At 60.2% G+C, this 24,979-nt stretch carries 23 protein-coding genes; 11 read left to right on the top strand and 12 right to left on the bottom strand.

Features of this window, described 5'->3' with window-relative positions; translation table 11 throughout:
• The first annotated feature begins 20 nt into the window (after positions 1-20).
• Positions 21-539, top strand: coding sequence for a DUF3617 domain-containing protein (locus ACYYKW_RS03830; protein ID WP_332763978.1), 519 nt, complete (start codon positions 21-23; stop codon positions 537-539).
• A 9-nt stretch (positions 540-548) separates the two neighbouring features.
• On the opposite strand, the gene ACYYKW_RS03825 is transcribed toward ACYYKW_RS03830, so the two are convergent.
• From ACYYKW_RS03825 to ACYYKW_RS03805, 5 genes are all read right to left on the bottom strand, one after another.
• A complete protein-coding gene (locus tag ACYYKW_RS03825) occupies positions 549-1,424 on the bottom strand; it encodes a metal ABC transporter substrate-binding protein (RefSeq protein WP_464989456.1) in 876 nt (291 codons plus the stop codon).
• A gap of 11 nt (positions 1,425-1,435) precedes the next feature.
• Positions 1,436-2,302, bottom strand: a complete 867-nt coding sequence (locus ACYYKW_RS03820) for a metal ABC transporter permease (protein WP_464989455.1) — start codon at positions 2,300-2,302, stop codon at positions 1,436-1,438.
• A complete protein-coding gene (locus ACYYKW_RS03815) occupies positions 2,302-2,970 on the bottom strand; it encodes a metal ABC transporter ATP-binding protein (protein WP_336356559.1) in 669 nt (222 codons plus the stop codon). The genes ACYYKW_RS03820 and ACYYKW_RS03815 overlap by 1 nt, the downstream gene beginning before the upstream one ends.
• Entirely contained in the window at positions 2,967-3,863 is an 897-nt protein-coding gene (gene folE2 / locus ACYYKW_RS03810; protein ID WP_093096667.1) for a GTP cyclohydrolase FolE2, read from the bottom strand. The genes ACYYKW_RS03815 and folE2 overlap by 4 nt, the downstream gene beginning before the upstream one ends.
• A gap of 104 nt (positions 3,864-3,967) precedes the next feature.
• Entirely contained in the window at positions 3,968-4,348 is a 381-nt protein-coding gene (locus ACYYKW_RS03805; RefSeq protein WP_464989454.1) for a glutamine synthetase, read from the bottom strand.
• Between the two features lie 193 nt (positions 4,349-4,541).
• On the opposite strand from ACYYKW_RS03805, the gene zigA reads away from it, so the two are divergent.
• Together zigA and ACYYKW_RS03795 are read left to right on the top strand one after the other, a co-directional pair.
• Positions 4,542-5,747: a zinc metallochaperone GTPase ZigA gene (gene zigA, locus ACYYKW_RS03800; protein WP_464989453.1), complete on the top strand. Its 1,206-nt coding sequence runs from the start codon at positions 4,542-4,544 to the stop codon at positions 5,745-5,747.
• The gene (locus ACYYKW_RS03795) at positions 5,747-6,391 is read left to right on the top strand and encodes a DUF1826 domain-containing protein (protein WP_464989452.1); all 645 of its coding nucleotides are present in this window, start codon (positions 5,747-5,749) and stop codon (positions 6,389-6,391) included. The genes zigA and ACYYKW_RS03795 overlap by 1 nt, the downstream gene beginning before the upstream one ends.
• A gap of 4 nt (positions 6,392-6,395) precedes the next feature.
• Here ACYYKW_RS03795 and ACYYKW_RS03790 read toward each other — a convergent pair whose 3' ends face one another.
• Positions 6,396-6,752, bottom strand: coding sequence for an NADH:ubiquinone oxidoreductase (locus ACYYKW_RS03790; protein ID WP_093096679.1), 357 nt, complete (start codon positions 6,750-6,752; stop codon positions 6,396-6,398).
• 27 nt (positions 6,753-6,779) lie between these two features.
• Between ACYYKW_RS03790 and ACYYKW_RS03785 the strand changes: the two genes are divergently transcribed.
• Positions 6,780-7,745 (top strand): CobW family GTP-binding protein, encoded by a 966-nt coding sequence (locus tag ACYYKW_RS03785; protein WP_464989451.1) that lies wholly within the window; start codon positions 6,780-6,782, stop codon positions 7,743-7,745.
• A 6-nt stretch (positions 7,746-7,751) separates the two neighbouring features.
• Here the strand turns inward: ACYYKW_RS03785 and ACYYKW_RS03780 are convergent, their stop codons facing one another.
• Positions 7,752-8,165: a DUF3301 domain-containing protein gene (locus ACYYKW_RS03780; protein WP_093106359.1), complete on the bottom strand. Its 414-nt coding sequence runs from the start codon at positions 8,163-8,165 to the stop codon at positions 7,752-7,754.
• A gap of 117 nt (positions 8,166-8,282) precedes the next feature.
• Here ACYYKW_RS03780 and pdxY point away from each other — a divergent pair, with 117 nt between their 5' ends.
• Positions 8,283-9,155 (top strand): pyridoxal kinase PdxY, encoded by an 873-nt coding sequence (pdxY, locus tag ACYYKW_RS03775; protein ID WP_090287716.1) that lies wholly within the window; start codon positions 8,283-8,285, stop codon positions 9,153-9,155.
• A 104-nt stretch (positions 9,156-9,259) separates the two neighbouring features.
• Here pdxY and ACYYKW_RS03770 read toward each other — a convergent pair whose 3' ends face one another.
• Positions 9,260-9,742 carry an acyl-CoA thioesterase gene (locus ACYYKW_RS03770; protein ID WP_016772447.1) on the bottom strand — a complete coding sequence of 161 codons (483 nt, stop codon included), beginning with the start codon at positions 9,740-9,742 and terminating at the stop codon, positions 9,260-9,262.
• Positions 9,743-10,020: 278 nt separating this feature from the next.
• On the opposite strand from ACYYKW_RS03770, the gene ACYYKW_RS03765 reads away from it, so the two are divergent.
• On the top strand, positions 10,021-11,784 hold the full coding sequence (locus tag ACYYKW_RS03765) for a cation:proton antiporter (protein ID WP_093096686.1): 1,764 nt from the start codon (positions 10,021-10,023) through the stop codon (positions 11,782-11,784).
• 21 nt (positions 11,785-11,805) lie between these two features.
• Here the strand turns inward: ACYYKW_RS03765 and ACYYKW_RS03760 are convergent, their stop codons facing one another.
• The 3 genes from ACYYKW_RS03760 to uvrD form a co-directional block, all read right to left on the bottom strand.
• Positions 11,806-12,213, bottom strand: coding sequence for an SMI1/KNR4 family protein (locus tag ACYYKW_RS03760; protein ID WP_003187120.1), 408 nt, complete (start codon positions 12,211-12,213; stop codon positions 11,806-11,808).
• A 141-nt stretch (positions 12,214-12,354) separates the two neighbouring features.
• On the bottom strand, positions 12,355-13,230 hold the full coding sequence (locus ACYYKW_RS03755) for a Tim44 domain-containing protein (RefSeq protein WP_093096689.1): 876 nt from the start codon (positions 13,228-13,230) through the stop codon (positions 12,355-12,357).
• Positions 13,231-13,519: 289 nt separating this feature from the next.
• Positions 13,520-15,703 (bottom strand): DNA helicase II, encoded by a 2,184-nt coding sequence (uvrD, locus tag ACYYKW_RS03750; protein ID WP_464989450.1) that lies wholly within the window; start codon positions 15,701-15,703, stop codon positions 13,520-13,522.
• A gap of 256 nt (positions 15,704-15,959) precedes the next feature.
• Here uvrD and ACYYKW_RS03745 point away from each other — a divergent pair, with 256 nt between their 5' ends.
• From ACYYKW_RS03745 to ACYYKW_RS03735, 3 genes are all read left to right on the top strand, one after another.
• Positions 15,960-18,830, top strand: coding sequence for a putative bifunctional diguanylate cyclase/phosphodiesterase (locus ACYYKW_RS03745; protein ID WP_464989449.1), 2,871 nt, complete (start codon positions 15,960-15,962; stop codon positions 18,828-18,830).
• Between the two features lie 127 nt (positions 18,831-18,957).
• Positions 18,958-19,824: a transcriptional regulator HexR gene (hexR, locus tag ACYYKW_RS03740; RefSeq protein ID WP_007962240.1), complete on the top strand. Its 867-nt coding sequence runs from the start codon at positions 18,958-18,960 to the stop codon at positions 19,822-19,824.
• 234 nt (positions 19,825-20,058) lie between these two features.
• Positions 20,059-20,262: a PA3496 family putative envelope integrity protein gene (locus tag ACYYKW_RS03735; RefSeq protein ID WP_090287706.1), complete on the top strand. Its 204-nt coding sequence runs from the start codon at positions 20,059-20,061 to the stop codon at positions 20,260-20,262.
• Here ACYYKW_RS03735 and ACYYKW_RS03730 read toward each other — a convergent pair.
• On the bottom strand, positions 20,204-21,166 hold the full coding sequence (locus tag ACYYKW_RS03730; RefSeq protein ID WP_093096707.1) for a LysR family transcriptional regulator: 963 nt from the start codon (positions 21,164-21,166) through the stop codon (positions 20,204-20,206). The genes ACYYKW_RS03735 and ACYYKW_RS03730 overlap by 59 nt on opposite strands.
• 189 nt (positions 21,167-21,355) lie before the next feature.
• Between ACYYKW_RS03730 and ACYYKW_RS03725 the strand changes: the two genes are divergently transcribed.
• Together ACYYKW_RS03725 and oadA are read left to right on the top strand one after the other, a co-directional pair.
• Positions 21,356-22,771, top strand: a complete 1,416-nt coding sequence (locus tag ACYYKW_RS03725) for an acetyl-CoA carboxylase biotin carboxylase subunit (protein ID WP_090287702.1) — start codon at positions 21,356-21,358, stop codon at positions 22,769-22,771.
• Positions 22,772-22,872: 101 nt separating this feature from the next.
• Positions 22,873-24,681, top strand: a complete 1,809-nt coding sequence (oadA, locus tag ACYYKW_RS03720) for a sodium-extruding oxaloacetate decarboxylase subunit alpha (protein WP_090287700.1) — start codon at positions 22,873-22,875, stop codon at positions 24,679-24,681.
• Positions 24,682-24,979: the final 298 nt, after the last annotated feature.

Raw genomic sequence — 24,979 nt, 5'->3', positions numbered from 1 at the left:
TACTGATCAGGAGTTTGTCGATGAACGTTCGTCTGCTGGGTTTGGCGCTGGGCCTGGGTTTGGCATTGCCGGTGATTGCGCAAGCGCAGATGCTGCAGCCGGGGCTGTGGGAAATGACCTCGAGCAATTTGAAAGTCGACGATCAGGCGATGGATGTGCAATCGATCCTCGGCCAGATTCAAGGCCAGATCACGCCGCAACAGCGCGCGGCGCTGGAGAAGAACGGCATCAACATCGGCGGCAAGGGCATTCGTGCCTGCCTCACACCGCAGCAAGTGGCGACCAACGATATCCCGCTGGCCGATCCGCAATCGGGCTGCAAACAGCAGATCACCGAGCGCACCGGCAACCAGTGGAAATTCCGTTTTAGCTGCCCGAAAGCGCAGGGCACCGGGGTCGCGACCTTCCTCAGTGATCGCGAGTTCACCACCGTCGCCAACGGCACGTTCAACGCCATCGGGATTAATCAGAAGGGTAGTCTGGAAACCCGCGCGGTGTGGTTGGGTCAGGATTGCGGGACGGTGAAGCCCCGCGCTTGATGCTTCACGTCATGGCTGGCTCAACGCCTTGTACAGCGTGTTGAGGTTGTACTCGAACAGGCCGGTGAACGTGCTCGCCGGTCCGCTCGCGGCGAGCGCGTCCGAGTACAACGTGCCGCCGATATGCGCGCCGCTCTCATCGGCGATCTGCTTGAGCAGGCGCGCGTCCTTGATGTTTTCCATGAACACCGCTTTGACCTTGGCCTGACGGATCTGCGTAATCAGCGCGGCAACTTCGGCGGCTGACGGCTCGCGCTCGGTGGACAAACCCTGGGGCGCGATGAAGTCGATGCCGTAAGCCTGACCGAGATAACCGAACGCATCGTGACTGGTGACGATCTTGCGGTTGCCCGCAGGCAGTGAACCCAGTCTGGTTTTGGCCTCGGCGAGCAGGGCGTAGATCTGCTTCAGATAGATTTGGCTGTTGCGCTCGTAGTCGGTCTTGTTCGACGGATCAGCCGTAATCAACGCCTTGGTGATGTTGGCGACGTACAGCTCGGCGTTGGCCAGATTGTGCCAGGCGTGTGGATCGGGCACGGTTTCGCCATCCTCATCCAGAGATCGGGGAATCACCCCGCGGCTGGCATTGATCACCGTTGCCTGAGTGGCGGTGCTGCTGACCAGGCGATCCAGCCATGGCTCGAAGCCCAGTCCGTTTTTAATGATCAGTCTGGCTTTGAGCAGGGCTTTGGCATCGTCCGGCGTTGGCTCGTAAGTGTGCGCGTCGGCGTCCGGGCCGACCATGCTGGTGATCTGCACATGGGTGCCGCCGATCTGGTGAACCATGTCGGCGAGGATGCTGAAGCTGGTGACCACCGGCATTTTTTCCGCCGCCGACAATGACATCGACAGCAACAAGCTGAACAGCACGAGTAGAGCGCGCATCGGGAAACACCTCATTGGGATGTGAGCAAAGGCGGGCGGCGCAGCAGACCATGGACCGGCCCGACGATCACCGACAACAGATAACCGGCGCCGGCGACCAGCACGATTGCCGGACCGCTGGGCAGCGAGTAATAGAACGACAGCAGCAATCCGAACCACACCGACAGGCAACCGATTGCTGCCGCAACGGCAATCAGCACAGGCAGGCGTCGGCTCCAGAATCGCGAAGCCGCAGCGGGCAGCATCATCAGGCCGACCACCATCAAGGCGCCGATGGCCTGGAAGCCGATGACCAGATTCAGCACCACCAAGGTCAGGAATACACCGTGGGCCAGCGGGCCGAGACGGCTGACGGTTCTCAGGAAAAGTGGATCGAGGGTGTCGAGTACCAGCGGTTTATAGATCAGCACCATGGCGATCAGGCTGCACGCCGAGACCCACAGCATGCCTTGCAAGGTGGGTCCGTCGACGGCCAAGGCTGAACCGAACAGCAGATGCAGAAGGTCCAGGCGCTTTCCGGCGATACCCAGTATCAGTACGCCGCTGGCCAGCGAGATCGGATAGATCGCGGCGAGGCTGGCGTCCTCGCGCAGGCCTGTGCGCCGAGTAATCCAGGCCGCCAGTCCAGCCATGCCCAGGCCTGCACCGAGGCCGCCGAAGGTCAGTGCCGGCAAACTGAGCCCGGCGAACCAGAAGCCCAGTGCAGCACCGGGCAGGATTCCATGGGCGACCGCATCGCCGATCAGGCTCATACGCCGCAGGATCAAAAACACCCCAAGTGGCGCCGTGCTGCAGGCCAGGACCAAACCGCCGAACAGGGCGCGACGCATGAACATGAATTCCTGAAACGGCTGCCATAGTTGGCTGACGGCGAGCATCAGGCCACCTGCGTGTGTGGAGTTTGTGCAATCAGCTCCGCGCTCGCCGCCAAGCGGCACTCGCGATGCTTGATCAGCAATGTGCTGGGAATGTGCTGGCGTACCGCAGCGAGGTCATGACACACCACGACGAGTGTCCGGCCTTCGCCGTGCCATGCATGGATATGCTGCCAGAGCAGTTGTTGACCGAGTTCATCGAGTGCCGCGTGGGGTTCATCGAGCAGCAGCACGGGCGCATCGGTCAGGCTTAAACGGGCGAGCAGAGCGCGTTGCAACTCGCCGCCGGACAGTGCCATCAACGGGCGCTGTTCGAGTCCGTGCAAGTGCCAGTTCTCCAGCGCGGCATGCAACCGTTGCGCGCGCAGTTGCGTTGATAACCGGCGCCCCCAGAATCCGGCGGCAACCAGCTCTTGCAGGTTGATCGGAAACTGCCGATCGAGATGCTGCTGTTGCGGAAGAAAGGACAATCCGCTTTGCCGTGGAACACCGAGAGAGACTTTGCCCGCGAGTGGCTTCTGGAGGCCGGCGATGACTTTCAGCAGGCTGCTTTTGCCGCAGCCATTGGCACCGATAATTGCTGTGAGTGAGCCGCAGTCGAGTTGCAGGTTCAGCGGCGATGTCAGCGGTTGGCCCGGGGCTCCCCAGCTCAATGAATGGCAACGAATCATGCCGGCTCCCGCTGCCATTGGCTTTCGGCAACAGCGTCGTGCGCGTGCAGGCTTTCGGCGTGAACAACGCGCAGGTGGAAAGCGCTGACCCCTGGGATGCGGCGCAGCGCCAGATTCAAGCGGCGTGCAGCGTCTTCACAAAACATCAGATTCTGCCCATTGGCGAGGGCGAAGGCTTGCTCGTCGGCGCGCTTCACGGCGGTCTGCACGGCTGTGCCGAGCGCAGCTTCGGCAGCGTTGATGAGTGTATTCAGCGGTAACTCATCGATGGATTCTTCAAGATGAAAATGCAGTTTTGCAGTACTGCGCTGGCTGTGAGGCGTGGCGACGACGCCGCGGGAAGAGCCGAGCCATGCCAGCACATCGGCGTGTTGCAACGCTTGGTTGGCGAAGTCATCGATGAATTGTTGCTGGATCAGTTGTCTGGCTAACGCCGCTGAACAGGGGCAGGTCGAGGAATAGGGCAACTCTAGTTTTAGTTCCACGTGGAACATTTGCTTTTTCAGCGTGGCAGAAATGCACACGGGATAGGCTTTCCAGCCGGCCAAAGGGCTGACCAGCGCGGGGCGTTTCAGCAGTAATTCAGTGTGCAGATTGAGATAAGCGCAGCTGGATAAGCCCTCATGACTGTCGAGAAATTGGCTGAGTACACGACGCAGTAAAGAAGGCGAAAGCTCCTTCTGTTCCAGTGCGTCCAACGCCAGGTACAGGCGCGACATATGTATGCCCCGCGCTTCGCCATCATCAAGGCTCACCCCAGCGTCTGCCTTGGCACTCAGAGGCTTTCCTAGCAGGTGGATCGGCAAAGCGATGCCCTGCATGCCTACCCATTCAAGCGGCACATTTTCGCGCAGCGCCTCTGCGGCAATATCCGGCAGTGTCAGTGAGTTCATGGTTGTAACCGTCGATTTGAACGAATCGGATGTTACAGTATAACAATGCGCACGCTGTTGCTTGTTTCATGAATGAATTTTTACCAAGCGAGACGCGGGACTGCTTAGCACCCGGTCATTCGGCTACAGGTGAATTTCGCGCTACCTCCGCCAGAGCTCGAAAAACGGTTGATCGTGGTCCAGCCCACCCGACGGGTGTAACCCACCCAGGCCTCTCCGTTCGAAGCGATACCTGTGAAAAAGGTGAGCTGACCGAAGCGGCTGTTGGTTTGCGCCCAATAGCGATGCCCGTCTTTTTCAAAGCCGCGTAAATAAAGCGTGTTGCCCACGGTGTTCACGCTGTAGCTGTTGCCAACGGCGTCCGCGCAGGCCAAGAGATTCGCACTGCGCGTACAGGTTGCCGCTGTGCCCGGCTGCGCCAGAATGCTTACGAGGGGCAGCAGAGCACAGCTCAGCACAACCCCGCGCAGGGCGTTTTTCGTCATGGACCGTTTCAAGCGAGCACCTCAGGGCGAAACAAAAGCTGGTATGTTTTTAGGGTTATAACATAACATAAAAATGACCCGGCCTCAGACCCATGATTTTGCTTTTTCAGATTCCTGCGTTGGCTCAACGCAGCGATGGGATGCATGGCACTGAGGAATTCGCCCATTGCTGGCTCAAAGACAGGATTATCCAATGTCAGAAAAACTGCCCGTAACCGTTCTTTCCGGATTTCTGGGCGCCGGAAAAAGTACGCTTTTGAATTACGTACTACGTAATCGAAGCGGAATGCGCGTAGCCGTCATCGTGAATGATATGAGCGAGATCAACATTGATGGCAGCGAAGTGCAGCGTGATGTCAGCCTTAGTCGCGCTGAAGAAAAAATAATCGAAATGAGCAACGGCTGTATCTGCTGTACGTTACGCGAGGACCTGCTTGAAGAAGTCAGCAAGCTTGCCCGCGAAAACCGCTTCGATTATCTGCTCATCGAGTCCACCGGCATTGCCGAGCCGCTTCCCGTCGCGGAAACCTTCACATTCCGCGACGAAAACGGCCAAAGCCTGAGCGATATTGCCCGTCTCGACACCATGGTGACGGTAGTCGACGGCGTGAATTTCCTCCCCGATTACCAGGCGGCAGAAAGCCTCGCCTCTCGCGGTGAAATCCTGGGGGAGGAAGACGAACGTTCGATCACCGATCTGTTGATCGAACAAATCGAATTCGCCGACGTGCTGTTGATCAGCAAAATCGACCTGATCAGCCAGCCAGAACGTGAAGAACTGATCGCCATCCTCAAGCGCCTGAACGCGCAGGCCGAAATCATTTCGATGGTGATGGGCGAGGTGCCGTTGGAAAAACTCCTGAACACCGGCCGTTTCGACTTTGACAAAGCCGCGCAAGCGCCAGGTTGGCTCAAGGAGCTTCGCGGTGAGCACGTTCCGGAAACCGATGAGTACGGCATCGCCTCGACGGCATACCGCGCGCGGCGGCCCTTTCACCCGCAACGCTTCTTCGACTTCATCAACCGCCCATGGTTGAACGGCAAACTGCTGCGCTCCAAAGGTTTTTTCTGGCTGGCGAGCAAGCCCACCGACGCCGGGAGCTGGTCGCAGGCCGGTGGCTTGATGCGTCACGGTTTTGCCGGGCGCTGGTGGCGGTTCGTACCGAAAGACCAATGGCCACAGGATCAGGAAAGCAGCGCAGCCATCCTGGAAAACTGGACGCCGAGCGTAGGAGATTGCCGCCAGGAGCTGGTGTTCATCGGCCAGAACATCGATTTCCTACAACTCACTGCTGAATTGGATGCCTGCCTGCTCACTGATGATGAAATGGCGCTCGGTGCCGAGGGCTGGCGAATGCTCGCGGACCCATTTGGTCCTTGGCACGAAGAGGCCGCCTGATGCCTGCACTCCAATTGCCGGGAAACCAAACCCGCCAACAGCATCAAGGCCCGACCCCACAGGCACTGACGCGCATTTTCGAAGACGAGGTGAATCTGGCCGTCTGGCAGCGACAGTTGCCACTGCACATCAGCGAGTTTGCCGATGTGCTGCTGTCGCTCAACCAGCCTTTGGCGCAGTCGCTGTGTCTGGAGTTGCCCGAAGAGGACGCCGAGCCGGATCTCACAGGGCTGGCCGCGGAGTATGGCGACGTGCTGGGTTACGAAAGCTTTACGGCCGATTTGAAATGGCTGGTCAGCGCCTTTGCCTGCTTGCTCGGTGCGCGGCGGATCGGCCTGCGCCTGCGGGCGCTGGACAAAGCCATGTGTCCGCGCTTCCACGTTGATCACGTACCGGTGCGGCTGATCACGACCTACGCCGGCGTCGGCAGCCAATGGCTCGCGGAAGGTGCGATGGATCGCCGTCAACTCGGCCAGGCCGACGCCGAACCCCACGCGGATATTCAGCAACTCAGCAGCGGCGAGGTTGCGTTGTTGAAGGGCGAAAAATGGCATGGCAACGAAGGTTTCGGCTTGATCCACCGCTCGCCGCAACCGTTAGTGGGCGAGCGCCGCTTGATTCTGACCCTCGACTGGCTCGGCTGATGCTTCAAGGCCTGAGCCATGACCCCTGGCTCTGAGCTTCACAATACGGCTTCAGGTACGCCGCATCAGTGGCCACACCGTAATAGTGGATGTCCTGGCGATAGGGCATATTGGCGACTTGCGCGTTGCTGCATACGCCAAACGCACCGCTCGGGCACTGATCGACATATTGCACTTCGACTTTTTGCCCGACCAGGGTCGGCTGGCAAAAGCCGTCATTGAACAGTTTCTCGGGGATATTACGGTTTTGCTGGCAGACTTTGACGTCGAGCCGCTCGCCCTGACTGTGCACCACACAGGCCTGAGCCCACGCTTCGCTCGACACCAGCGCCAACAGCAACGACCATCCCATCCAACGCATCTTCGAATCTCCCAAAAGCTTGCCGCCATGTTGCAGAACATTCCCACCCATGTCATTGCTGGCCCTTTGGGCGCTGGCAAAACCAGTCTGATTCGCCAGCTCATGGCCCAGCGTCCAGCAGGTGAGCGTTGGGCGGTGCTGATCAATGAATTCGGCCAGATCGGCCTGGATGCCGCGTTGCTGAGCCGCGACGCAGCGGGTACCGACTTGGCCGAAGTCGCCGGCGGCTGTCTGTGTTGCGTCAACGGCGCGCCATTCCAGATCGGCCTCGCCCGGTTGCTGCGCAAAGCGAAGCCGGATCGCTTGTTCATCGAACCGTCCGGGCTGGGCCATCCGCTGCAGTTGCTCAAGCAACTGCGCGAGGCGCCTTGGCAGGGCGTGCTGGCGGTGCAGCCGAGTGTGCTGGTGCTCGATGCCCAGGCACTGCATGCGAGACAAGCATTGCCAGCAGCGCAACAACAGGCGTTGAGCAGCACCGGACTGGTCTTGATGAACAAAGCCGAAGGCCTCGATGAGGAGCAACGGCAGACAATCGCCAGACAATTGCCGCCGGTCAGGCTGATCTGGACCAGCCAGGCGCAATTGTCTTTGGGTGATCTGCCGGGCTTGGCCGCGCAAGCGATGAGTGGCGCAGATAATCTGCTCATACCCAGGGGACCTGCGCGGCTTCCAGCAGTCTGGAGCGATCCGACCGCGCCGATCTGCCTGAGTCAGGCGCAGGAGGGCGGCTGGAGCATCGGTTGGCGTTGGCATCCCGACCAGACGTTCGGCAAACAGGACATCGCGGACTGGCTTAAAGCGCTTCAGTGGAGGCGGGCAAAAATGGTGATCCACAGCCCGGATGGCTGGGTGTCGACGAATGCGCTGGATAACGCCAGTCTGGAATGGCAAACCAGCGAATGGCGCAAAGACTCGCGAATCGAGCTGATCTTTGCTGAGCCACAAAATATTGATGAATTGCAGGCAGGACTTGCGCGGTGTCGGCTGCCGTAAGTCAGCTCAAGGCTTCCACTTGGTATGCTCCTGACGCCATTGACTCAGCTCGATCACTTCGGCGCGCGGCTTGCTGACTTCCACCACTGGCGGGGTATCGTCAAACGGTGCGGGGTAGGGCGCCAGTTCGATCTGCGCACTGTGCGCACCGAACTGAGTGATGGTGCCGTTGTGCCGGGTTTCGCCGGTCACGGTGAACTCGAAGTTGTAGACCCGCGCCAGGCGCCGCCGACCGTTGGCATCCTTGATTAGGCCGATCTTCTTTAACGCGACGTTGCCGTCGAGCAATTCGACGCCGACGTTGGTGCAGTGCTGCTTGACCCGCTCCAGCGCGCGCTCGCGCAAGCCGTGGTTATGCCACAACCAGGCGCCGGCAGCGGCGAACAGCATCAGCACGAAGATGTTTTCCAGGGTCAGCATCAACATCGAACTCCAAAAGATGGCGTCAGCTTAACTGCGTCGCCGGTCTGTCGTACAGGCTGTGTTTCGTCGCATACTGCGCGGCTTGAATTTCAATCGTTTTACGGAATGACCCGAATGAAACGCACGCCTCATCTGCTCGCCATCCAGTCCCACGTGGTGTTCGGCCACGCCGGCAACAGCGCCGCGGTTTTTCCGATGCAGCGGGTCGGCGTCAACGTCTGGCCGCTCAACACCGTGCAGTTTTCCAACCACACCCAATACGGTCAGTGGGCGGGTGAAGTGCTGGCGCCGCAGCAGATTCCCGCGCTGATCGAAGGGATTGCCGCCATTGGTGAGCTGGGCAACTGCGACGCGGTGCTGTCCGGCTACCTCGGCAGTGCCGCGCAGGGCCGTGCGATTCTCAGCGGTGTGGCGCGCATCAAAGCGGTCAATCCGAAGATGCTGTATCTGTGTGACCCGGTGATGGGGCATCCGGAGAAAGGCTGCAGCGTGCCGACCGAAGTCAGCGACTTCCTGTTGGATGAGGCGGCAGCAGTGGCAGACATCATGTGCCCGAACCAGTTGGAGCTGGACAGCTTTTCCGGGCGCAAGCCGCAATCGCTGTTCGATTGCCTGGCGATGGCGCGGGCACTGCTGGCACGCGGGCCGAAAGCGGTGCTGGTCAAGCATCTGGACTATCCAGGCAAACCGGCCGATGGCTTCGAGATGTTGCTGGTGACGGCTGAGGGCAGTTGGCATTTGCGCCGTCCACTGCTGGCGTTTCCGCGTCAGCCGGTGGGTGTCGGTGACCTGACCTCGGGGCTGTTCCTGGCGCGAGTGCTATTGGGCGACAGTCTGCTGGCCGCGTTCGAGTTCACCGCGGCGGCAGTGCATGAGGTGCTGCTGGAGACCCAGGCGTGTGCCAGTTACGAGTTGCAACTGGTGCGGGCGCAGGACCGGATTGCGCATCCGCGGGTAAAGTTCGAGGCGACGGCGATCAGTTTGTAATACCGCGTTAAATCCAATCGCGAGCAGGCTCACTCCTACAGGGAAACGCATTTCAATCTAGGAGTGAGCCTGCTCGCGATAGCGATTTCTTAACGCTACAAATCTCAAGCGTCGCCCTTGATCTCCTGATAACGCTTTTCCAGCTCCTGACGAATCTGCCGACGTTGCTGCGCCTGCATGAAACGACGCTTGTCTTCGCTATTCTGTGGTTGCAGCGGCGGAACGGCGGCGGGTTTGCGCTGGTCGTCCACGGCCACCATGGTGAAGAAACAGCTATTGGTGTGGCGCACCGAGCGCTCGCGGATGTTCTCGGTGACCACTTTGATACCGACCTCCATCGAGGTATTGCCGGTGTAGTTGACCGACGCGAGGAAGGTCACCAGCTCGCCGACATGGATCGGCTCACGGAAAATCACCTGATCCACCGACAGGGTCACCACGTAGCGGCCGGCATACCGGCTGGCGCAGGCGTAGGCCACTTCGTCGAGGTATTTGAGCAGCGTACCGCCGTGGACATTGCCAGAGAAGTTGGCCATGTCGGGGGTCATCAGTACCGTCATCGACAGCTGGGCGTTTCCGGGTTCCATAACGTTCTCACGGGTCAAGGCGGATGGCTGAAAGCACCTCTGCGGGTGCCTGGTCGCTTTTCAAAAGCACCGATATCGGGACGCCGGGCGCAGGCTCGCCGTCACGCCGGAATCGATCTGTTTCCTTATATTGCACCGGCTTTCAGAAAGAAGTCGCGGTGTTAACCTGCAAAAGCCCTGCCCAAGGGCAATTCCTACAGCCGAAGCGGATTTTTACCCAGCCTGCGCAGATGCTTCTGACGTCTGTCCGCGGCCTCGTCATCAAGGAGCCCCACACCATGCATGCCATCAGCTTCATTCAGGATCTGGCAGTGATCATGTTGGTTGCAGGTGTGGTGACCGTGCTGTTTCACCGTTTCAAGCAACCGGTGGTACTTGGCTACATCGTTGCCGGCTTCATCATCGGCCCGCATACGCCACCGTTCGGCCTGATCCACGACGAAGACACCATCAAGACCCTCGCCGAGCTGGGGGTGATCTTCCTGATGTTCTGCCTCGGGCTGGAGTTCAGCCTGCGCAAGCTGTTCAAGGTCGGCGCCACAGCGTTTATCGCGGCGTTTCTGGAAATCATCCTGATGATCTGGATCGGTTACGAAATCGGCCGCTGGTTCGACTGGAACACCATGGACTCGCTGTTCCTCGGCGCGATCCTGGCGATTTCCTCGACCACCATCATCGTCAAAGCCCTCAATGATCTGAAGATGAAGAACGAGCGCTTCGCGCAGTTGATCTTCGGCGTACTGATCGTCGAGGACATCCTCGGCATCGGCATCATTGCGCTGCTGTCGAGCATTGCGGTCAGCGGCACGGTCAGTTCCGGCGAAGTGTTTTCCACCGTCGGCAAGCTGTCGCTGTTCATGATCGTTGCGCTGGTCATCGGCATCCTGCTGGTGCCGCGCCTGCTGGCCTACGTGGCGAAATTCGACAGCAACGAGATGCTCCTGATCACCGTGCTGGGCTTGTGTTTCGGCTTCTGCCTGCTGGTGGTGAAACTTGAATACAGCATGGTCCTCGGCGCCTTCCTGATTGGCGCGATCATGGCCGAGTCGCGGCAATTGCTGAAGATCGAACGGCTGGTCGAGCCGGTGCGTGATCTGTTCAGCGCAATCTTCTTCGTCGCCATCGGACTGATGCTCGACCCGATGATCCTGCTCGAATACGCCTGGCCGATTGCGGTGATCACCGTGGCCGTGGTGCTGGGCAAGATGTTGTCCTGCGGCCTCGGTGCGTTTATCGCCGGCAATGACGGACGTACCTCACTGCGCGTGGGGATGGGCCTGTCACAGATCGGCGAATTTTCCTTCATCATCGCCGCGCTGGGCATGACCTTGCAGGTCACCAGCCATTTTCTCTACCCGGTCGCCGTGGCGGTATCGGTGATTACCACGTTGCTGACACCGTATCTGATTCGCGCGGCCGATCCGCTGTCGATCAAGTTGTCCGCCGCCATGCCCAAACGTCTCGGCCGGGTACTGGGCATGTACGGTGAATGGCTGCGCAGCATCCAGCCGCAAGGCGAGGGCGCGATGCTGGCGTCGATGATCCGGCGGATTCTGTTGCAGGTCGGGGTCAACCTGGCGCTGGTGATTGCCATCTTCATCGCCGGGGCTTATTTCGCCGAACGCCTGTCGGTGTGGCTGCAGGACTGGATCGGTGATCCGAGCTGGCAGAAGGCGTTGATCTGGGGCGGCGCGTTACTGGTGTCGCTGCCGTTCCTGATCGCTGCTTATCGCAAGCTCAAGGCGCTGTCGATGTTGCTCGCGGAGATGGGCGTCAAGCCGGAGATGGCCGGGCGACACACGCAGCGAGTGCGCCGGGTGATCGCCGAGGTGATCCCGATTATCTCGCTGCTGGTGATTTTCCTGCTGCTGGCAGCCTTGTCGGCCAGTATTCTGCCGACCAACAAGTTGCTGGTGCTGATCGCCGTGGTGGCGGCCGCGGTGGCGGCGCTGCTCTGGCGCTGGTTCATCCGCGTGCACACGCGGATGCAGGTAGCGTTGCTGGAAACCCTCGACAATCACAAGGAGTCGTCAGGGCACTAAGCTGCCGGGGCGGCTGGCCGATCAGCTTTCCAGCCAGACGTCCCGCGCCCAGTGCCACACCGATTCCCAGGTTTCTTCGGCAATCAGTTCTTCTTCGGCCTGCCAAAGCACCACGGTGCCGTCTTCTTCGACGCAGTAGTAGTCATCGCCGTCCTGACAGATCGGGATCAGGCTGCGATCAACTCCTGCATCCCATGCGTTTGCCGCGACATCCGGCAGATAGGTGTGGGATTGCGGGTCGGTGACGGTGACGGGTTCGAGACTGCCATAGACCACATCGCTGACGGTCAGCAAAAATTCCCGGAAGACAAAGGGAATGTCGATGAACAGTTGTTCTTCGATTTCGACCAGCAGGTCTTCGTCAGGCAACTCCAGGGGAACCGGTACGGGTTCGTTGGCTTCGCGTAGTTGTTCGATGATTTCTTCCACGTCCGGGGATCCTCTTGCTTGAATGGCGCGGTTTATAGGGGCCGGTTTATACAGTAGCTCGCTATAGATGCAACTGCGAAATAGAAAACCCCAGCCGAGGCTGGGGTTTTTTTATTACCGCAAGTGGAGCGCAGCAGGCAATCAGCCGTTCTGGCGGATACCGGCGACCAGCCAAGGCTGGTTGTCGCCCTGCGGACGCTCCATGTTCCAGCTTTCGCTGAACACTTCGCCCTGGTCGAAGCGCGAGGTCTTCGATACGCCGGTGAAGGTCAGGGTGGCGATGGTCTTGTCGGCGCGATCATCGACGCCGTCCAGTTGCACTTGCAGGTTGTCGATGTAGGTCGACTGGAAGCCATCACCCAGGTCGGCGCGCTCACGCTTGAGGAATTCAAGCATTTGCGGAGTCACGAACTCGGCGATCTTGTCCATTTCATTCGCGTCCCAGTGCTGCTGCAGCGACTGGAAGTGGCTGCGCGCAGCTTCGAGGAAGCGCTGTTCGTTGAACCAGGCCGGTGCGTTGATCACCGGGCGGGCAGCAGCCGGAGCGGCCGAACCACCGAAAATCGAACCCATGGCAGCAGGTTTCTGCTCGAACACTTCACGCTGCATCGGCGCGCCGGCCGGAGCGAACTGCTCCTGCTGCTTGCGACGACGGGCGGCGATGAAGCGGAAGATCACGAACGCGATCAGCGCCATGATCAGGATGTCGAAGATCTGCATGCCCTGGAAGCCGCCGCCCATGAACATGGACGCGAGCAGGCCACCGGCGGCGATACCGGCCAGAGGGCCGAGCCACTTGGAAGCACCACCGGCCTTGGCCGCAGCGCCCGCAGCACCGGCAGCGCCAGCGGTTGCAGCTGCGCCGCCCGCGCCTGGAGAAGAAGGAGCCATCTGGCTGGTCTGGTGCGTCGGCGCAGCGCCGGCGCTTTTGCCACCACCAAAGCGCTTGGCGTTGGCGTCGAGGCTCATCGTCAGGCCGATGCACAACGCCATGGCGATGCTAAGAAAACGTTTCATAAAGGGTATTCCCGTTTTGTGGAGACACGCGCGCCATGTTGCACAGCTGAAGTGTTACTGGCTAGCGAGAGAGTGTTTCCGGCTTTTGCCTGACAGGTTGCGTTCAGCTTGGCGAGGCAATCAGCCGATGTACTTTTGTGTGTAGGAAAAGGCGATAGGTTCAGAGGGATTTGGGTCTCTTGTAGGAGTGAGCCTGCTCGCGACGAGGGTGTGTCAGTCAACACATTGATGACTGACAGACTGCTATCGCGAGCAGGCTCACTCCTACAGAAAGCAAGCGAAACCAGCGTTAGATGGCCTCGAGCTTGGCGTAACCGAGCATCAGCCACTTGCTGCCTTCGCCGAAGTTCACCTGCACCCGGGCCTGCGCGCCGGAGCCTTCGAAGTTGAGGATTACGCCTTCGCCGAAAATTGAATGGCGCACGGCCTGGCCGAGGACGAAACCGGTCTCCGGTATCTCGCTGCCGCTGAACAGGTTGCTGCCGCTCATCGACTGGTTGCCGCCGAAGGGTCGGCTGACGCTGTTCGACAAACGCACTTCCTGAATCAGACCTTTCGGCACCTCGCGGACGAAACGCGACACCTTGTTGTAGGTCTCGCTACCGTACAGGCGGCGAGTTTCCGCGTAAGTCATCACCAGATTCTGCATCGCCCGAGTGATACCCACATAGGCCAGACGCCGTTCCTCTTCCAGACGCCCCGGTTCTTCGAGGCTCATCTTGTGCGGGAACAGGCCTTCTTCCATGCCCACAAGGAACACGTAAGGGAATTCCAGGCCTTTGGCGCTGTGCAGCGTCATCAGTTGGATGCTGTCTTCGTGCTCGTCGGCCTGGGTGTCGCCGGCCTCCAGCGAAGCGTGGCCGAGGAACGCCGCCAGTGGCGTGAGCTCTTCGTCTTCTTCGGTGTTTTCGAAGTTGCGCGCGGCGCTGACCAGTTCCTCAAGGTTTTCTACCCGCGCCTGGCCTTTTTCGCCTTTTTCCGCTTCGTGATAGGCGATCAGGCCGGACTGCTCGATGACGGTCTGGGTCATCAAGTGCAACGGCATCTCGGAGCACTTGGCGGCAAGGTTTTCGATCAACTCGATAAACGCACCCAGTGCGCTGGCCGCGCGGCCAGTCAGGCCTTTGTTGGCAACCAGTTGGCGCATCGCTTCCCACATCGACACATCGCTGTGCCGGGCGTGCTCACGAATCGCTTCGACGGTTTTCTCACCGATGCCGCGGGCCGGCACGTTGATCACCCGCTCCAATGCCGCATCGTTGCCGCGACCTTCGAGCAAGCGCAGGTAGGCCATGGCGTTCTTGATTTCGGCGCGTTCGAAGAAACGCTGGCCGCCGTAGATGCGGTACGGAATCCGTTCGCGCAACAAGGCCTCTTCGAGCACCCGCGACTGGGCGTTGGAGCGGTACAGGATTGCGATCTCGCTGCGTGCCAGGCCGGTTTTCAGCGCACTTTCGATGGTTTCGACAACGTAGCGTGCTTCGTCGTGTTCGTTGAACGCGGCGTACAGATTGATCGCTTCGCCGTCGCCGCCATCGGTCCACAGCTCTTTGCCCAGGCGCCCGGTGTTGTTGGCAATCAGCGCGTTGGCCGCCTTGAGGATGCCGGCGGTGGAGCGGTAGTTCTGCTCCAGACGGATGGTCTGGGAATCCGGGAAGTCGGAAGAATACTGGTGGATATTTTCGATTTTCGCGCCGCGCCAGCCATAAATCGACTGGTCGTCGTCGCCGACCACCATCAGGCTGTCGCCGCCCTTGCCGAGCAGACGCAACCAGGCGTACTGCACGGCGTTGGTGTCCTGGAACTCGTCGACCAGAATGTGCCGGAAGCGCTTCTGATAGTGCGCCAGCAGACCCGGATGATCGCGCCACAGGTCGAGGGCGCGCAGCAGCAATTCGGAGAAATCGATGACCCCGGCGCGCTGGCACGCAGCCTCGTAGGCCTCGTAAATGCCCCGCATGGTCGCCAGGTACAGATCGCCGCTGGCCTGGATGTGTTGCGGCCGCAGACCTTCGTCTTTCTGCCCATTGATGAACCACTGCGCCTGACGCGCCGGCCAGCGTTGTTCGTCCAGACCCAGCTCGCGGATCACCCGCTTGACCAAGCGTTGCTGGTCGTCGCTGTCGAGAATCTGGAAGGTCTGGCTCAGGCCTGCTTCCTGCCAGTGCGCCCGCAGCAAGCGGTGCGCCAGGCCGTGGAAGGTGCCGACCCACATGCCAGCCGGGTTGATGCCCAGCAACTGCTCGATGCGGTGACGCATCTCGGCAGCGGCCTTGTTGGTGAAGGTCACCGACAGAATGGAGTGGGGCGAGGCGTTTTCGACCTGGATCAACCAGGCGATACGGTGCACCAGCACTCGGGTTTTACCGGAGCCGGCACCGGCCAGGACCAACTGACGGCCAACAGGGGCCGCTACGGCCTGGCGTTGGGCATCGTTGAGAGAGTTCAGCAGAAGGGAGAGATCATCGCGCATCGGGGCATTCTAGGGTGCGCCGCAGGCCCGGGCAAACCGCGCGTTGCATTAGCCGATGAAAGTGCTGCCGATGACGACCGGTCGGTCACCGCTGCAGGCTTCGGCCCGTCTCGCTTGAGCGGTTGCGACGGTGCCGGGACACGCGCAAATTTCGCTGCAATTCTGACCTGCAGCAGTTTGGCAACCGGAGCGGCTTGTGTATGCTCCGTCGACGTTTCGGGCGCACGCCCCCCTTATAAGAACAAGAACGTAGCCCATGATCCTCAGCGCCGAACTGTCGGGACCTTCCGTGGAACCCCGGGTCATCCGCAAGCACTACGCCGTCGAAATGGCGGTCGAGCGCACACGTCTGCTGTATCAGGGCTCGTTGCTGCCGACGCTGTTCATGTTGATCAACGGCCTGGTCTGCGCGGCATTGCTCTGGAGCCCGCAGCGTTACTTCGTGGTCAGCGTCTGGCTGGTGTGGCTGTTGTCGCTGGTGGCGTTGCGGGTGATTCAGGTCGCGGCGTTCGATTCGGCGATACCGGATCGTCAGGCCCAGCCGATCTGGCGGCGCATGTTTCTGCTCGGTTCGACCATGACCGGCCTGACCCTCGCCGGTGCCGGCATCGCGCTGGTGCCCGCCGACAACTTCATGCAACAAGCCTGGGTGTTCGGCCTGATCGGCGCGGCGACCCTGTCAGCCAGCGTCGCCTACGCCGTGAGCCTGCCGGCATTCCTGTCGTTCACCTTGCCCTGCCTGCTGCCAGCGATCGGCTACCTGTTCTGGGGTGGCGATGAGCAGGCGCGAGGTTGGGGCTGGCTCGGCTTGATCCTGCTCGGCTCGCTGAGCGTGGTCGCCTGGCAGGTCAATCGATTGATCGATCGTGGTTTGCTGCGGCGCTTCCAGAATCAGCACCTGATCGAACACTTGCAGCGGACCCAACTGCGCGGCGAGCAGCTCAACCAGGAACTGGCCAGGGAAATCGAGCAGCGTCGCTGTGCCGAGGGCAAGCTGCGCGAGGCTCAGGTCGAACTGGAGGACCGCGTCGCCCAGCGCAGCCGCGAACTGGACGCGGCCAATCAGGCCCTGAGCAAAAGCGAGGCGCGTCTGGCGCTGGCGTTGAAGGCCAGCGAGCTGGGGCTGTGGGACTGGAACCTGCAGACCGATGAAGTTCACCACACGCAACTTCAGGAGCTGTTCGGCCTCGCTCCGGAATATGTTACTGCGCTGCTGCGCGATCTCAAGCCACGTTTGCATCCCGAGGATCTGCCGACGCTCAAGTACGCGTTGATCGAGCATTTGAAGGGGCGCAGCGAGGACTACCAGATTGAATATCGTGTGCGTCACGGCGACGGCCATTGGGTCTGGATCGAAGACCGTGGCCGCGCTGTAGAGCGCAGCGACAGCGGGCGAGTGATCCGCATGGTCGGTACCCGTCGCGACATCAGCGCCAGCAAAAGTCTGGAAGAACAGCAACGGCTCGCGGCGACGGTGTTCGAAGCGGCCAGTGAAGGCATTGTGATTCTCGACCCGAACTACGCGCTGATCGCGATCAACCAAGCCTTCAGCCGGGTCACCGGTTATGACATCGACGACATGCTCGGGCGCAATGTCGTTGAGTTGCCGTGCAGCCGCGATGCCCGCCGCCATTACGTGGCGATCCGTCACGCGCTGGAACAGCACGGCAGTTGGCAGGGCGAACTGGTGGAAACGCGCAAGAACGGCGAGCTGTATCCGCAATGGCTGCAATTGAATGCGGTGCGCGACAATCGCGGCAATGTCAGCCATATCGTCGGCTTCTTCGCCGATCTGTCGGCGCGGCGCGAATCTGAAGAGCGCATGCGTTATCTGACTCACTATGACGAACTCACCGGTCTGGCCAACCGCTCGCTGTTTCGCGAACGCTTGCACGAAGCGCATCAGCGCTCACGGCAGAGCCGGCGCAGTCTGGCCCTGCTGCACATCAATCTGGACCGTTTCAAGTTGCTCAACGACAGCCTCGGGCATGAGGTGGCGGACCAGTTGCTGCAAAAAATGGCGCGGCGGCTGGTCAACGCCTTGCCGGAAGCCGACACGATTGCGCGCTTGTCCGGTGATGAATTTGCGGTGCTGTTCGATGCCTACGGCAACCTGTCGAGTCTGGCCCGCGTTGCCACGCGCTTGTCATCGAAGCTGCGCTTGCCGCTGACGGTGGAGGGGCACGAGCTGGTGGTTAGCGCGTCGATGGGCATCAGTCTGCTGCCGGACAACGCCCGGGAGATTTCCACGCTGGTCAGCCAATCGAACATGGCCATGCAGCACGCCAAGCATCTGGGCGGCGACAACTTCCAGTTCTACACCGACAGTTTGCAGGCCAGCACCCTCGAGCGCCTGCAGTTGGAAAACCATCTGCGCCGGGCCATCGAAGAGCAGCAGCTCAGTGTTTTCTATCAACCCAAACTGTGCCTGCAAACCGGCCGCCTGAACGCGGCGGAAGCGCTGGTGCGCTGGGAGCATCCGAGCATGGGTCAGGTGCCGCCGGCCGACTTCATCGGACTGGCCGAGGAAACCGGGCTGATCGGGCCGATTGGCGAGTTCGTCCTGCGTCAGGCTTGCTGGCAGGCTTGCGAATGGCAGCGGCAGGGCCTGGCGCCGATCCGCGTGTCGGTGAACCTGTCGGTGCACCAGCTGCGCCAAGGCAAACTGGTCAGTCTGGTGCGGCAGGTGCTGGAGGAGACGGGACTGGCGCCGCATTGCCTGGAACTGGAGCTCACCGAAAGCCAGTTGCTCGACAGCGTCGAGCACATCATCGCGACGTTCCAGCAACTGCGCGATCTGGGGGTAAAACTGGCGATTGACGATTTCGGTACCGGCTATTCGTCGCTGAGTTATCTCAAGCGCATTCCGGTGGATTACGTGAAGATCGATCAGGCGTTCATTCGCGCTTTGGATGAGGGCAGCGAAGACGCGGCGATTACGCGCGCGATCATCGCCATGGCCCATGGCTTGTCGCTGAAAGTCGTCGCCGAGGGCGTCGAGTGCCCGGATCAACTGGAGTTCTTGCGCAGCGAAGGTTGTGATGAAGTGCAGGGTTATCTGATCAGTCGTCCGGTTGACGCCGGCGCGCTGGCCGGGCTTTTGCGCGAACAGGGAAAACCGCTTTAAGGGCTACATGCAGGCCATCGCGCCAGCTAGCGGGACATCGAGTTACGCATTGAGCAGGCAAAATGCCAATTCATGTAGTATAACTACAAGCGTGCTACATCCTTGCCCATAAGAAGAGTCCAGCCCCTTGAATCTGCTGCAACACATCGCCCAGTCACGTCACCTGTTACGCAAGTCGGAGCTCAAGGTCGCCGACCACGTGCTGCTTGACCCTGCGGCGGTGATGCACAGTTCCATGGCCGATCTGGCCCACAGCGTCGGCATCAGTGAACCGACGATCGTGCGCTTCTGCCGCGCCATCGGTTGTTCCGGTTTTCAGGACCTGAAACTGAAACTGGCGCAAAGCCTGGCCGCCGGTGCCAGTTTCGGCCAGTTTGCGATCCACGAAGATGACTCGGTCGCCGATTACAGCCTGAAGATTTTCGACACCACCCTGCACACGCTGATGGAGGTTCGCGAGAAGCTCGATCCGGTGGAATTGCAGCGTGCGGTCACGTTGATGTCCCAGGCGCAGCGCGTCGAGTTCTATGGCTTTGGCGCGTCCGGTGCAGTGGCGGCGGATGCCCAGCACAAGTTCTTCCGTCTGCTGCTGACCGCGGCGGCGTATTCCGACCCGCACATGCAGGCGATGTCGGCGGTGACCCTGAAACCGACCGATGTGGCGATCTGCATTTCCCAGTCGGGGCGTTCCAAGGATCTGCTGATCACCGCCAACCTCGTTCGCGAAAGCGGCGCCTCGTTGATCACCCTGTGCCCGAGCCAGACACCGCTGGCCGAGCTGTCGACGGTCAATCTGGCGATCGATGTGCACGAAGACACGGAAATCTACACGCCGCTGACCTCGCGTATCGCCCACCTGGTGGTGATCGATGTGCTGGCAATGGGCGTGGCCATGGCGCGCGGGCCGAGCCTGGTCAATCACCTCAAGAGCGTGAAGCGCAGTTTGCGCAGCTTGCGCTTGTCGCCCAAGGCCGTGAAAGCCCTTGATGACTGAAGTGATCCAAGGTCGTTCCGACCTTGATCGCGAGCAGGCTCGCTCATTGGATTTCGGTGCGACGCACAATTTGTGTTGCTGTAGATCCCTTGTAGGAGTGAGCCTGCTCGCGATGGCGTCCTGAAAAGCACCGCAACCCTGAGCAAGTTTCATCGCACTGTCATCCCCGCGCAGCCAAACCGTCATCCCCCACGCCTATCGTGAAACTCCCGTACTCGCCTTGGGAGAATCGAAATGGCTCAGCCCTACGAAGAACGCAACAGCGCCGCGAAAACCCGTCGTCAGCAAGAAGACCAGCGCCGCATGGAATTCCGTCGCGCCATCGAAGATCGTTTCGAACTTCGCCAGCTTCAGGCCGAGATCGGCGATTTTCCCGAGGTTAATCTTTGGCAGGCAGCACCCGCAGCTTCCCGTCGAAACGCTCAACCAGCGCGCTGATCTGCGCACGCTCGCTGCGGATGAACGCCAGGAAGGCGTGCGCTACCGGTGACAGACGTTTGGCTTTGGCCTGCACCAGGCACCAGCTACGCAGCAGCGGCAATTCCTCGACCGGCAACTCGACCAGCCCGCCGGTCGCCAGCTCCAGGTTCAGGGCGTGACGCGTCAACAGCGCCACGCCCAGACCCGCCAGCACACATTCGCGCTGAGCCTCGGCCGAGGCCACTTCCTGAGTCTGGGTGAAGTGAACGCGTTTCTCTTTGAAATACTCTTCGCACGCCAGTCGCGTGCCCGAGCCCTGCTCGCGAATCAGCAATGTATAGGGTTCAAGATCCTGCAGGCGTAACGGGCCCAGATGCGCCAACGGGTGATCGGGACGTGCGACCGCAACAATCGGATTGTTCAGGAACGGCAGAAATTCGAGGCCCATGTCCTGCGGCACCATCGACATGATCACCAGGTCGTCGCGGTTGTCTGACAGCCGTCGAATAACCTGACCGCGGTTGACCACGGTCAGTTGCAGATTGACCTCAGGGTGCTGGCGCTTGAACGCCGCAAACAAGTGCGGGACGAAATATTTGGCGCTGGATTCCACCGCCAGTTTCAGTTGACCTTGCAGCGAGCCCTGCATGTCCGACAGTTGCATGTCGAGGTTTTCCAGGCGTCCGAAAATGTCGCGACTGGCACGCTGCAGCGCTTCGGCGGCCTCGGTCATGTAGAGTTTCTTGCCGACATAATCGAACAAAGGCTGGCCGATCAGCTCTTCAAGCTGACGAATCTGTAGGCTGACGGCCGGTTGTGTGAGGGACATTTCGTCAGCTGCGCGGCTATAGGAACGCAGATCGCACACTTCGTTGAAGATCTGCAACTGACGCAATGTCATACGCATCAAGGACTTACGCATTTTCGCAGGCTCTGAAGTGTGGTCGATGTTTCAACTATAAGTCTTTACTTATGCATGACCCAATTTTTATTCATTTTTGTTAATCCCTTGTGAGCGCTAGTGTGGACCTGCGACCGAATTGAAACATTTGGTCACGCGTCGACCTGGGTCTAGCAGGTCGTGGTGCCACCGGCTCAAGGGAACCTCCAAGTGATAACAAAGATCCTGATCGCCAACCGTGGTGAGATTGCCGTACGAATCGTACGAGCCTGCGCCGAGATGGGCATTCGCTCTGTAGCGATTTTTTCCGACGCCGACCGCCATGCCTTGCATGTGAAGCGTGCGGATGAAGCTCACAGCATTGGCGCCGAGCCATTGGCCGGTTACCTCAACCCGCGCAAGCTGGTGAACCTGGCTGTGGAAACCGGCTGCGATGCGCTGCATCCCGGCTATGGCTTCCTCTCGGAAAATGCCGAACTGGCGGAGATCTGCGCCGAACGCGGAATCAAATTCATCGGCCCGTCGGCGGAAGTCATCCGGCGCATGGGCGACAAGACCGAAGCGCGCCGCAGCATGATCAAGGCCGGGGTGCCGGTCACGCCGGGCACCGAAGGCAACGTTTCGGGCATCGAAGAAGCCCTGGCCGAAGGTGACCGCATCGGTTACCCGGTCATGCTCAAGGCCACTTCCGGGGGTGGCGGTCGCGGTATCCGTCGCTGCAACAGCCGCGAAGAACTCGAACAGAATTTCCCCCGGGTCATTTCCGAAGCCACCAAGGCCTTCGGCTCGGCGGAAGTGTTCCTGGAAAAATGCATCGTCAATCCCAAGCACATCGAAGCGCAGATTCTTGGCGACAGCTTCGGCAACGTCGTGCACCTGTTCGAGCGTGACTGCTCGATCCAGCGCCGCAACCAGAAGCTCATCGAGATCGCCCCCAGCCCGCAACTGACTCCGGAACAGCGCGCCTACATCGGCGATCTTTCGGTACGCGCAGCCAAGGCGGTGGGATACGAGAACGCCGGCACTGTGGAGTTCCTGCTCGCCGAGGGCGAGGTGTACTTCATGGAGATGAACACCCGTGTGCAGGTGGAACACACCATCACCGAAGAAATCACCGGTATCGATATCGTTCGCGAGCAGATCCGCATCGCCTCCGGCTTGCCGCTTTCGGTGAAGCAGGAAGACATCCAGCACCGCGGGTTCGCCTTGCAGTTCCGCATCAACGCCGAAGATCCGAAGAACAACTTTCTGCCAAGCTTCGGCAAGATCACCCGTTACTACGCGCCCGGTGGTCCGGGCGTGCGCACCGACACGGCGATCTACACCGGCTACACCATTCCGCCGTTCTACGACTCGATGTGCCTGAAACTGGTGGTCTGGGCATTGACCTGGGAAGAGGCTATGGACCGTGGCTTGCGCGCTCTGGACGACATGCGTCTGCAAGGGGTGAAGACCACAGCTGCCTACTACCAGGAAATCCTGCGCAACCCGGAATTCCGCAGCGGCCAGTTCAATACCAGCTTCGTTGAAAGCCACCCGGAACTGACCAACTACTCGATCAAGCGCAAACCCGAAGAGCTGGCCCTGGCCATCGCCGCCGCCATCGCCGCCCACGCAGGCCTATGAATGAAACAGCTGCGAGCTTTTAGCTGCAAGCGGCAAGTAAGAGCAGATTGGCTTTTTCTTGCAGCTTTTCGCTTGAAGCTTGCCGCTATGAGGAGATACCAATGACCAAGAAGATCTTCGTTACCGACACCATCCTGCGCGACGCTCACCAATCGCTGCTCGCCACCCGCATGCGCACCGAGGACATGCTGCCGATCTGCGACAAGCTCGACAAAGTCGGCTACTGGTCGCTGGAATGCTGGGGCGGTGCGACGTTCGACGCCTGTGTACGCTTTTTGAAAGAAGATCCGTGGGAGCGTCTGCGCCAACTGCGCGCGGCGCTGCCCAACACGCGTCTGCAAATGCTGTTGCGCGGGCAGAACCTGCTGGGCTACCGCCATTACAGCGACGATGTGGTTCAGGCCTTCGTCGCCAAAGCCGCAGAAAACGGCATCGACGTATTCCGTATCTTCGACGCGATGAACGACGTGCGTAACTTGCGCGTGGCCATCGAAGCGGTGAAGGCTGCCGGCAAACATGCGCAAGGCACCATCGCTTACACCACCAGTCCGGTGCACACCATTGAGGCTTTCGTCGCCCAGGCCAGGCAAATGGAAGCCATGGGTTGTGACTCGGTGGCGATCAAGGACATGGCCGGTCTACTGACTCCGTACGCCACGGGCGAACTGGTCCGCGCACTGAAAGCCGAACAGTCGCTGCCGGTGTTCATCCACTCCCACGACACCGCAGGCCTGGCGGCCATGTGTCAGCTCAAGGCCATTGAAAACGGCGCCGATCACATCGACACCGCGATCTCCAGCTTCGCCTCCGGTACCAGCCACCCGGGCACCGAGTCGATGGTCGCAGCGCTCAAGGGCACCGAGTTCGATACCGGCCTGAATCTCGAATTGCTGCAAGAGATCGGCCTGTACTTCTACGCCGTACGCAAGAAGTACCACCAGTTTGAAAGCGAATTCACCGCGGTAGACACCCGTGTGCAAGTCAACCAGGTGCCGGGCGGGATGATTTCCAACCTGGCCAATCAGTTGAAAGAGCAGGGCGCGTTGAACCGCATGGGCGAAGTGCTGGCGGAAATTCCGCGGGTGCGTGAAGACCTCGGCTTCCCGCCACTGGTAACGCCGACTTCGCAGATCGTCGGTACCCAGGCGTTTTTCAACGTGCTGGCGGGCGAGCGTTACAAGACCATCACCAATGAAGTGAAGCTTTACCTGCAAGGCGGTTATGGCAAGGCGCCGGGTGTGGTCAACGAAAAACTGCGCCGTCAGGCGATCGGCAGCGAAGACGTCATCGACGTACGTCCGGCCGATCTGCTCAAGCCGGAAATGACCAAGCTGCGTGCCGATATCGGTGCTCTGGCGACCTCGGAAGAAGACGTGCTGACCTTCGCCATGTTCCCGGACATTGGTCGCAAATTCCTTGAGGAACGTGCCGCCGGCACCCTGACGCCGGAAGTGCTTTTGCCGATTCCTGAGGCGGGCGCTGTTGCCTCTGCGGGTGGTGAGGGCGTGCCGACCGAGTTCGTTATCGATGTGCACGGCGAAACCTACCGCGTCGATATCACCGGTGTGGGCGTCAAGGCCGAGGGCAAGCGGCACTTCTATCTGTCAATCGATGGCATGCCGGAAGAGGTGGTGTTCGAGCCGCTCAACGAGTTTGTCAGTGGTGGCAGCAGCAAGCGCAAGCAGGCGTCGGCGCCGGGGCATGTCAGCACGACCATGCCGGGCAATATCGTCGATGTGCTGGTCAAGGAGGGCGACACTGTGAAGGCGGGTCAGGCGGTGCTGATTACCGAGGCGATGAAGATGGAGACCGAGGTTCAGGCAGCGATTGCCGGCAAGGTGGCGGCGATTCATGTGGTCAAGGGTGATCGGGTGAATCCGGGTGAGATTTTGATTGAGATCGAAGGGTGAGTTAGCGCTTCGATGTAATGGTTTAAACCTCGGGGGGGCATGTGCTCCCCTTTTTTTTGGCTTTTTGACTTGGCGGCCTTTGGGCCGACCAGGCTCTTGGGGTTTTGGGTGAATATCCGTTGCTTCGGGGGTTGCGGCTGGCGGTTTCGCCCTTACGGCGAGTCCCTTTTTCAGACGCCAAAAAGGAACCCAAAAGGCTTTGCTCCTACGTACGGCCCTCGCAAGCTCGGGTCCCTTCGCTCCGGGATCGATCCGGGCGCAGCGGCTACGGTTTGCTTCGCTGCACCTCCTTCCGCTG

Source organism: Pseudomonas sp. 15C (genome assembly GCF_055484735.1).
This window is presented reverse-complemented; position numbering and strand designations above follow the sequence as displayed.